The 7,830-nt window shown below is 44.6% G+C and carries 9 protein-coding genes; all 9 read left to right on the top strand.

Annotated features, from left to right (window positions below; all coding sequences use genetic code 11):
* Positions 1-955: bifunctional UDP-N-acetylglucosamine diphosphorylase/glucosamine-1-phosphate N-acetyltransferase GlmU (gene glmU, locus AC1MDJ_RS02585; RefSeq protein WP_479689396.1), on the top strand; the 955-nt coding region annotated here is incomplete at its 5' end.
* A gap of 10 nt (positions 956-965) precedes the next feature.
* The gene (gene frr, locus AC1MDJ_RS02580) at positions 966-1,523 is read left to right on the top strand and encodes a ribosome recycling factor (RefSeq protein WP_479689395.1); all 558 of its coding nucleotides are present in this window, start codon (positions 966-968) and stop codon (positions 1,521-1,523) included.
* A gap of 19 nt (positions 1,524-1,542) precedes the next feature.
* Complete coding sequence (gene uppS, locus AC1MDJ_RS02575) at positions 1,543-2,244, top strand: polyprenyl diphosphate synthase (protein WP_479689394.1); 702 nt, start codon at positions 1,543-1,545, stop codon at positions 2,242-2,244.
* 194 nt (positions 2,245-2,438) lie between these two features.
* The gene (locus AC1MDJ_RS02570) at positions 2,439-2,675 is read left to right on the top strand and encodes a hypothetical protein (protein ID WP_479689393.1); all 237 of its coding nucleotides are present in this window, start codon (positions 2,439-2,441) and stop codon (positions 2,673-2,675) included.
* Positions 2,650-3,222, top strand: a complete 573-nt coding sequence (locus tag AC1MDJ_RS02565; protein ID WP_479689392.1) for a hypothetical protein — start codon at positions 2,650-2,652, stop codon at positions 3,220-3,222. The genes AC1MDJ_RS02570 and AC1MDJ_RS02565 overlap by 26 nt, the downstream gene beginning before the upstream one ends.
* 193 nt (positions 3,223-3,415) lie before the next feature.
* A complete protein-coding gene (locus tag AC1MDJ_RS02560; RefSeq protein WP_479689391.1) occupies positions 3,416-3,796 on the top strand; it encodes a hypothetical protein in 381 nt (126 codons plus the stop codon).
* A gap of 181 nt (positions 3,797-3,977) precedes the next feature.
* The gene (gene clpX, locus AC1MDJ_RS02555; protein ID WP_479689390.1) at positions 3,978-5,255 is read left to right on the top strand and encodes an ATP-dependent Clp protease ATP-binding subunit ClpX; all 1,278 of its coding nucleotides are present in this window, start codon (positions 3,978-3,980) and stop codon (positions 5,253-5,255) included.
* A 5-nt stretch (positions 5,256-5,260) separates the two neighbouring features.
* Positions 5,261-7,630, top strand: coding sequence for an endopeptidase La (gene lon, locus AC1MDJ_RS02550; RefSeq protein ID WP_479689389.1), 2,370 nt, complete (start codon positions 5,261-5,263; stop codon positions 7,628-7,630).
* Complete coding sequence (gene rpsU / locus AC1MDJ_RS02545) at positions 7,612-7,827, top strand: 30S ribosomal protein S21 (protein ID WP_479689388.1); 216 nt, start codon at positions 7,612-7,614, stop codon at positions 7,825-7,827. The genes lon and rpsU overlap by 19 nt, the downstream gene beginning before the upstream one ends.
* Positions 7,828-7,830: the final 3 nt, after the last annotated feature.

The raw sequence follows: 7,830 nt of genomic DNA, 5'->3' as shown, positions 1-7,830 counted from the left end.
GATACGGGCAGCTAATTCAATGCGTTCACCGCTCCGCATAGTGGAGGAAAAAGACGCAAGCGACCATGACAAGAAGATTCAAGAGGTCAACACGGGTATTTATTACTGTAATGCCACTCAACTATTGAAACGCCTAGCAGAAGTAAAGAACGTGAACGCACAGAAAGAATACTACCTTACAGATATTATACATCGCGACTGCTATGCGCACCTAGCGGCTAATGAAAATGAGTTTCTGGGGGTGAACGACCCAGTGCAGTTGGCAGTATGTGCTCGGCAGATATGGAGCGAAAGGGCAAAAACGTTTATGCGGGCAGGTGTTAGGATAGTAGAGCCTGACAGCACCTATATCTCGCCTACTGCAAAGATAGGCGAAGACGTTGTTATATATCCCAATGTTTATATAAATGGCAGCACGCAGATAGCAAGCGGTTGCATTATCAGGCATGGAGTTCGGCTGGAAAATTCTAAAATAGGCAAAAATACTGAAATACGTGAGAACACGTTGATAGAGGATAGCGTGATAGGTTCAGACTGCGGGGTGGGACCTATGGCGCACATTCGCCCTGAAACAAAGATTGCTGGTGGCAACAATATAGGTAATTTTGTAGAGTTAAAAAAGGCGACTATCGGCAAGAACAGCAAAGTGCCACACCTCACATATCTAGGAGATGTGAGCGTTGGGGCTGATACTAATATCGGTTGTGGCACTATTACGTGCAACTACGATGGATATAATAAGAGCAAGACTGAGATAGGCTCAAATGTATTTGTAGGCAGTGATGTGCAGCTGATAGCACCTGTAAAGGTAGGTGATGGTGCTATGGTGGGGGCGGGTACGACCGTTACCAAAAACGTCCCTGCTGGTAGTCTCAGTCTATCGCGCACCCCGCAGATAAATCATAGCGGTATGGCAGACAAGTTGCGCAAACTAAAGTCAAAGAAACACAAATAGGAGGGCAACCATGCCAAAGAATGTGGTAGCCGATACAAAAGAGAAGATGACAAAGGCTATGGAGCACTTTACTAGCGAGTTAAAGGGTATCCGCACCGGTAGGGCGACGGTGTCAATGTTTGATAATGTGCGGGTTATGGCTTACGGCACGCCCACTCCGCTAGCGGGTGTCGGCTCTATCACCATTGTAGATGCACACCTTGTAACTATTCAGCCGTGGGATATATCTCTGCTAAAAGAGATTGAAAAGGCTATACAGACCAGTGGCATAGGCTTGAATCCTGCCAATGATGGCAAACTCATTCGCGTTCCTATCCCCCAGCTCACTGAGGAGCGGCGCAAGGAGTTTGTAAAGGTTGTCAAAAAGATGACCGAAGACGCTAAAGTAGCTGTTCGCAACCTGCGCAGGGACGCTAACGAAAAGATTAAAAAGTTTGAGAAAGACAAAACGGTGTCAGAGGATGAGTCCGTCAAGCTATTAGACGATATACAAAAGACGACTGATGCACAGATAAAGTCTCTGGACGATATATCAGCCAAGAAAGAAAAGGAATTGATGGAAATATAGTATGCCGCAGGCTCGCCATGTGGCTGTAATAATGGACCGCAACGGAGAATGGGCGAAAAAACGCGCATTCCCGCGTATTATGGGGCACCGTGAGGGTGCAAAAGCTGTCAAACGCATTATCAAAGCAGCTGTCAACCTAAACGTGCCATATTTAAGCCTATTTGCATTCTCCACTGAGAATTGGTCGCGTCCCGCCGAAGAGGTCAAATTCCTAATGAACCTGTTAGGGGAGTTTATAAAAAAAGAGATGGACGAGTTTATCAATGAAGGTGCGCGTCTAGTAATATCTGGCAGGACAGACAGAATACCAAAGCCGATGTTAGATGCAGTGCATGGCGTGGTAGCCCGTTCAGCTAATAATAGCAAAGTTGTTGTTCACATTGCACTAGACTATGGCGGCAGGGATGAAATAGTTCGTGCGGCACAGAGGTTAGCCGAAAATGTCAAAACTGGTGATGTTAATATTGTAGGTGTTGATGAAACCGCCTTTAGGGGGTATTTAGACCAGCCAGAACTGCCCGATGTTGATTTGCTAATCCGCACTGGTGGGGAGCAACGTATCAGTAACTTTATGCTATGGCAAGCGGCTTATGCAGAACTGTATTTCACGCCTACATATTGGCCTGACTTCACTGAAGAAGACCTAAAACTAGCACTTACAGAGTTTGATAATCGGCACAGACGATTCGGCAAGACAGATGAACAGATGGGCAGGAGTTAGCCTAGTGAAACTCTTTTCTATGCTCCCTTAAGGTTTTTGCCGCCTTTTACACCCTTAATATTCTGTTCATAGCTAATAATCAGAACATTAAAGGCAATCGTTGCACTTCGTCATTGAACTGGGGATAGCTTATCTTGACATTGTCATATCATAAGTGTATTGTATCAATGTAAATTGTGAACAGGAGGCATATTATGCAAACAGCAACAACAATGACATTGGACGAAAAGCTGGACACAGCACTACGAAGTGCAGAGTTGAGAAAGGCGGGCAAGGAAGAAGAAGCTCATCAACTTATGAATCAGATACCTATTCCGCCGTATTTAGCAAAAGCGATTAAAGAAGTATTCGGAGCAGAATACTTGAAGAATAGTGGACAAAATCTGTCAGAGGTGGAGACAGAATATGGCAAAGACTGGCTTAATAGATAGGCTTGTTGACAGCTCAAAACAAATTGACGCTGGCAGAAAAGGCTTAAATACCCCTGGCAAGGCAAATAAGGGACAGGCTACTTGTTTTGATGGTATAGCACAGGCAATTTCTGCTCTCAAAGAGGCACAGGCTACGAAAGACCCAAAAGTTATATGGACATTGGAATATGTGTATTTAGTCCAAGAACGGCAATTTTGCGACCTTGAAGAAAAGCTAGCATTGATGGGTTATGATAAAATGCTTATCAAAGCTGGAGACGCTCTACGTTCATTGGAAGTGGTAAATTCTGCCCCCGACTACGTAACGGCTGAAAAAACTCACCCGACAACTGGAACTGCTCACAGGGTGAATGGTTTGCCAAAAGATGCTTTTCATAGCTCTTGCAATTACAATATTAGTTGCCTAGAACATACTATAACATCAGCGATGAGTAAGAACGAAAGAGAGTTGACGAAACAACGTGCCGAGAATCTAAAAACAGCTAAATCGGAATATGAAAAGCTACAGACAAAGGCTCTAGGCTTAACTGAAACAAAAACTAAATGAGATTGAAATGGCAGACTATACTATGATATTGTCCGTTGGTACAGGAATGTATAAAGATAATTGATAACACTGACCTGATTAAAGGGATTAAGACTTAGCTACGTCTAAAAAAAGTGTTATGAAGAGGACGGAAATTGTTATGTTTAGATTTATGATTAAAAGCTCTAGAACTCAACTTGAAAATTTCTGGTTTATGTGGGGTAAATCTGTTATTGGATTTGATAGCAGAGTGCATTGTGCTAAATGTCTAATCGGTGATTACGACAGGCAGTTAACGAAAAATATGAAAACTAATCACTGGTTTGATATTTCTCTGACAGAGGGTAGTTTTTTCTACATCTGTGGTGTATCTACACCATATATATGGAAAAACAATGCTCATTTGCCCGTAGTTGTCAAAGGCGGTGCTATGGCTAGCCTCAAGCTATACAATGGCGACATTTTAGTTGTTGATGGTGCTGAGCAACTACCGTTTGATGATAGCGTTGCTGTTAAAAAATATAGTCATCTTGGTAAAAAATTTACAACTTGTCGCAACTTCCAATTCGGAGCACATTATTTTGATTGTAGATAATTTTAGGGGCTGACATAGATAAATCATTCACTATATTCTACAACAGAAAACAGCATACCTTTAACACCTAAATAGGGGCATTTTAACTGTGGCATTACATGGATTTAATGAGTAAATAGCCCTTTTCATTTCAGCAAGTTTGTGATATATTCTACTCTAATTTGGTAGGAGGTTAGCAGAGATGTCAAATATCATCAGTGGTGGTTCAAGCTCTAACGAGGAGGACGAGAAGAGTGCCAAGTGCGCATTCTGCGGCAGAGGCATAGATGAAGTTCAGCGGCTCATTTCGGGCGTTAATGTATATATATGCAATAGTTGCATCGCACTCTGTCAAGACATCCTTGCTAGTGGCGAACTTTTAAGTGCCCCACGCGTGAGTCATAGACAGAAACTATTGACCCCAGTAGAAATCCATAAAAAGCTTGATGAATATGTTATAGGACAGAACGCCGCTAAGAAAATTTTGAGTGTCGCTGTCCACAACCACTATAAACGCATACTATATGGCAAAAACAGTCATGTGGAGCTGGAAAAGAGCAATATATTGCTATTAGGTCCCACAGGCACGGGCAAGACGTTGCTGGCAAGGACGCTTGCGCGTATATTAAACGTGCCGTTTGCAATTGCAGACGCAACCACCCTCACTGAAGCGGGCTATGTGGGTGAAGACGTTGAAAATATCATCTTAAAACTATTGCAGAACGCAAATATGGACGTAACTACTGCTGAAAAGGGCATAATATTCATAGATGAGATAGATAAGATTACTCGCAAGCACGATAGCCCATCTATCACGCGGGATGTTTCTGGCGAGGGTGTGCAACAAGCACTGCTTAAAATAGTTGAGGGCACTGTGGCGAACATTCCGCCACAAGGTGGACGTAAACATCCGCACCAAGAATACGTTCCTGTCAATACTACTAATATATTATTCATTTGTGGTGGTGCATTTGAGGGGCTGGCTGACATTATCCGTCGCAGGCTGGGCAACAAGACGCTAGGCTTTGCTACCAACAAGCTGGCAAACGGCAAGAAAGTTCCCGACCATGAAATTTTTGGTATGCTACAACCAGACGACCTGATAAAATATGGCTTAATACCAGAACTAGTAGGCAGGCTACCGGTAGCGGCACCTTTAGAAGAGCTTGATGAAGAAGCGCTGGTTCGCATATTGATTGAACCTAAAAACTCGCTCACTAGACAGTATGAAGAACTGTTGCGCTTTGACAGGGTAAAACTCTCATTCACAAAGGATGCCCTTGTAGCTATCGCACGGCTTGCCATAAAGCGTAAGACGGGCGCGCGCGGGCTACGTTCAATACTAGAAGGGGCTATGATGGACGTTATGTATTCTATGCCTAGCCGTAGCGATGTGAAGGAGGTTATCGTGACTGAGAAGACTATCACGGACTCTATTCAACCCGACCTTATAATGAACGAACAGAAGGAAACGGCGTAATAGATATGGCAATAATATTTGAAGAACACCCGATTATACCTATTAGGGATAATTTAATATTACCCAGAGCGATGAGAACAATGACGGTTGGCAGACCCAGCTCCTTTTTGGCTATGCAGATGGCAAATCAGCTGGATAAGAGGCTATTTTTAACGCTACAACGCGACCCAAAGAACGATAATCCCGATGTGTATGACATATCTAAAGGCGATATCAACAAAGTTGGCGTTGTAGTGGAGGTTCGTCAGGTGAGCCGTCTGCCTGACAACACCCTAAAGGTCATGGTGGCTGGGCTATACGCAGCCACCATAGAACGGACAGAAAACCGAAGCGGTTGCATAGTAGCCGTTGTCCGCAGGCGTGAGGAAACGCCGTGGACGGAAGATGACAGGCGGGTATATATGCCCGCATTAGAACGTGCCCTTGACGACTATGCAAAAATCCGCAACGATTTATCCCCAGACCTAATTAACACCGTGCTAAAGAGCGGGGAAATAGACAAATTGCTCTACATACTAGCTGACAGCACCAGTGCACGGGCTGAAGAAAAGCAGCTTGTGCTAGATGAAGATAGCTTGCGTGAACGCATAGATACCGTTGTTGGCTTAATGCTGATTGATGTTGAGATAATGAAACTAGACGAGAATATCCGTGCGCGCGTGAAAGAGCAGATGGTGAAAACTAACCGCGACTTCCACCTAAGTGAGCAGCTGAAAGCTATTCAGCAGGAGCTAGGCAAAAATGACGATTTCAAGGCTGATATAGACGGAATAGAGCAAAAATTATCTGAATTGAATATGCCCGAAGAGGTAAAGGATAAGGCTGAACGAGAACTGCGAAAGATGAAGGTAATGGCACCTATGAGTGCTGAATCGTCTGTTGTTCGCAACTACTTAGACTGGCTGGTAAGCATCCCATGGGGCGAATACACAGAGGACAATCTTAACTTAGATAACGCTGAAGATGTGCTAAACCGCGACCATTACGGGCTAGAAAAGCCTAAAGAGCGCATATTGGAATATTTAGCTGTGCGGAAACTCGCACAAAATATGAAGGGTCCGATAGTCTGCTTTGTAGGTCCTCCGGGGGTGGGCAAAACATCGCTGGCAAAGTCTATCGCGCAAGCTATGGGGCGCAAGTTTGTGCGTGCAAGTCTAGGTGGCGTTCACGATGAGGCGGAAATTCGTGGGCACAGGCGCACGTATATAGGCTCTATGCCGGGCAAGATAGTTCAGTCTATACGCAAATCTGGTAGTATGAACCCGTTGTTTTTGCTTGATGAGATAGACAAGATAGGCACTGATTCCTACAGGGGCGACCCTGCATCGGCACTGTTAGAGGCACTAGACCCTGAGCAGAATAAATCGTTTATGGACCACTACCTTGATGTGGAGTTTGATTTATCAAAAACTTTCTTTATTGCGACTGCTAATACAACTGACACCATTCCGTCTCCGCTGTTAGATAGGATGGAGCTAATACATATTTCAGGATATACAGAGCGTGAAAAGTTCCACATAGCTAAGAAATACCTTATACCGAAACAATTGCTAGAACATAGCCTTGATAAAAAACGTGTGAAGCTCGCCGACAATGTAATCACTGAGCTATCGCGCTACTATACCAAAGAAGCGGGCGTGCGCAACCTTGAACGTGAGGTCGCCGCGCTCATCCGCAAAGCGGCGCGCAAGCTGACAAAGGACGATTGTTTAGAGGCGGTAAGTATCAACCGCAAAGATGTTGAAGGTTATCTTGGCAAGCGCAAATATCATATTAGCAAGGTTTATAAAGAGAGCGAGGTGGGGGTTGCCACCGGTATGGCATGGACGCCCTACGGCGGTGATATATTGCAGATAGAAGTTGCGATGTATGAGGGCAGCGGCAAGTTAATGCTGACGGGGCAGCTAGGGGATGTGATGCAGGAATCTGCCAAGACAGCCTTTACTGTGGCGCGCAGCATTGCGGGGCGGTTTGATGTGCCTGCGTATAGGTTCAGCGAGTATGACTTCCACCTGCATGTGCCAGAGGGTGCTGTGCCTAAAGACGGACCATCTGCTGGTGTGACTATGGCAACTGCGATATTATCGGCTGTGGCTGATTTGCCATGCAATAGTAAATGGGCGATGACGGGCGAAATTACCCTACGTGGCAAGGCACTGCCTGTGGGTGGCATCAAGGAAAAAACACTTGCTGCTTACAGGGCGGGGGTGACGGATATCATTATGCCCATTGATAACGAAAAAGACTTGACAGATATACCAAACGATGTTAAAAATGAAGTTCATTTCCATCTTGTAAAAGATATGGATGAGATATTAGATTTGAATATACTAGCAAAAAAGCGGGGTGATGAGTCTTGGCAATCAATGCTATAGTTCGTGTGGATGACGACAACGTTGAGCGTGCGCTTAAAATCTTGAAGAAGAATGTTGAGCGCGATGGGTTGATACGTGAAATCAAGCGGCATGCGTATTATGAGAAGCCTACTGAGGTTCGCAGGAAGAAACTGCAGAAAGCGCGTCGCAAGCAACAAAAGTTGCAGCGCAAACAGACCGAAAGAAACCGCTACTAATCT

Source organism: Candidatus Termitispirillum reticulitermitis (assembly GCF_054655775.1).
This window is presented reverse-complemented; position numbering and strand designations above follow the sequence as displayed.

Coding starts and splice junctions, on each gene's coding strand:
- frr (WP_479689395.1), top strand. CDS start 966: ATGCCAAAGAATGTGGTAGCCGATACAAAAGAGAAGATGACAAAGGCT.
- AC1MDJ_RS02560 (WP_479689391.1), top strand. CDS start 3,416: ATGTGGGGTAAATCTGTTATTGGATTTGATAGCAGAGTGCATTGTGCT.
- AC1MDJ_RS02570 (WP_479689393.1), top strand. CDS start 2,439: ATGCAAACAGCAACAACAATGACATTGGACGAAAAGCTGGACACAGCA.
- clpX (WP_479689390.1), top strand. CDS start 3,978: ATGTCAAATATCATCAGTGGTGGTTCAAGCTCTAACGAGGAGGACGAG.
- lon (WP_479689389.1), top strand. CDS start 5,261: ATGGCAATAATATTTGAAGAACACCCGATTATACCTATTAGGGATAAT.
- AC1MDJ_RS02565 (WP_479689392.1), top strand. CDS start 2,650: ATGGCAAAGACTGGCTTAATAGATAGGCTTGTTGACAGCTCAAAACAA.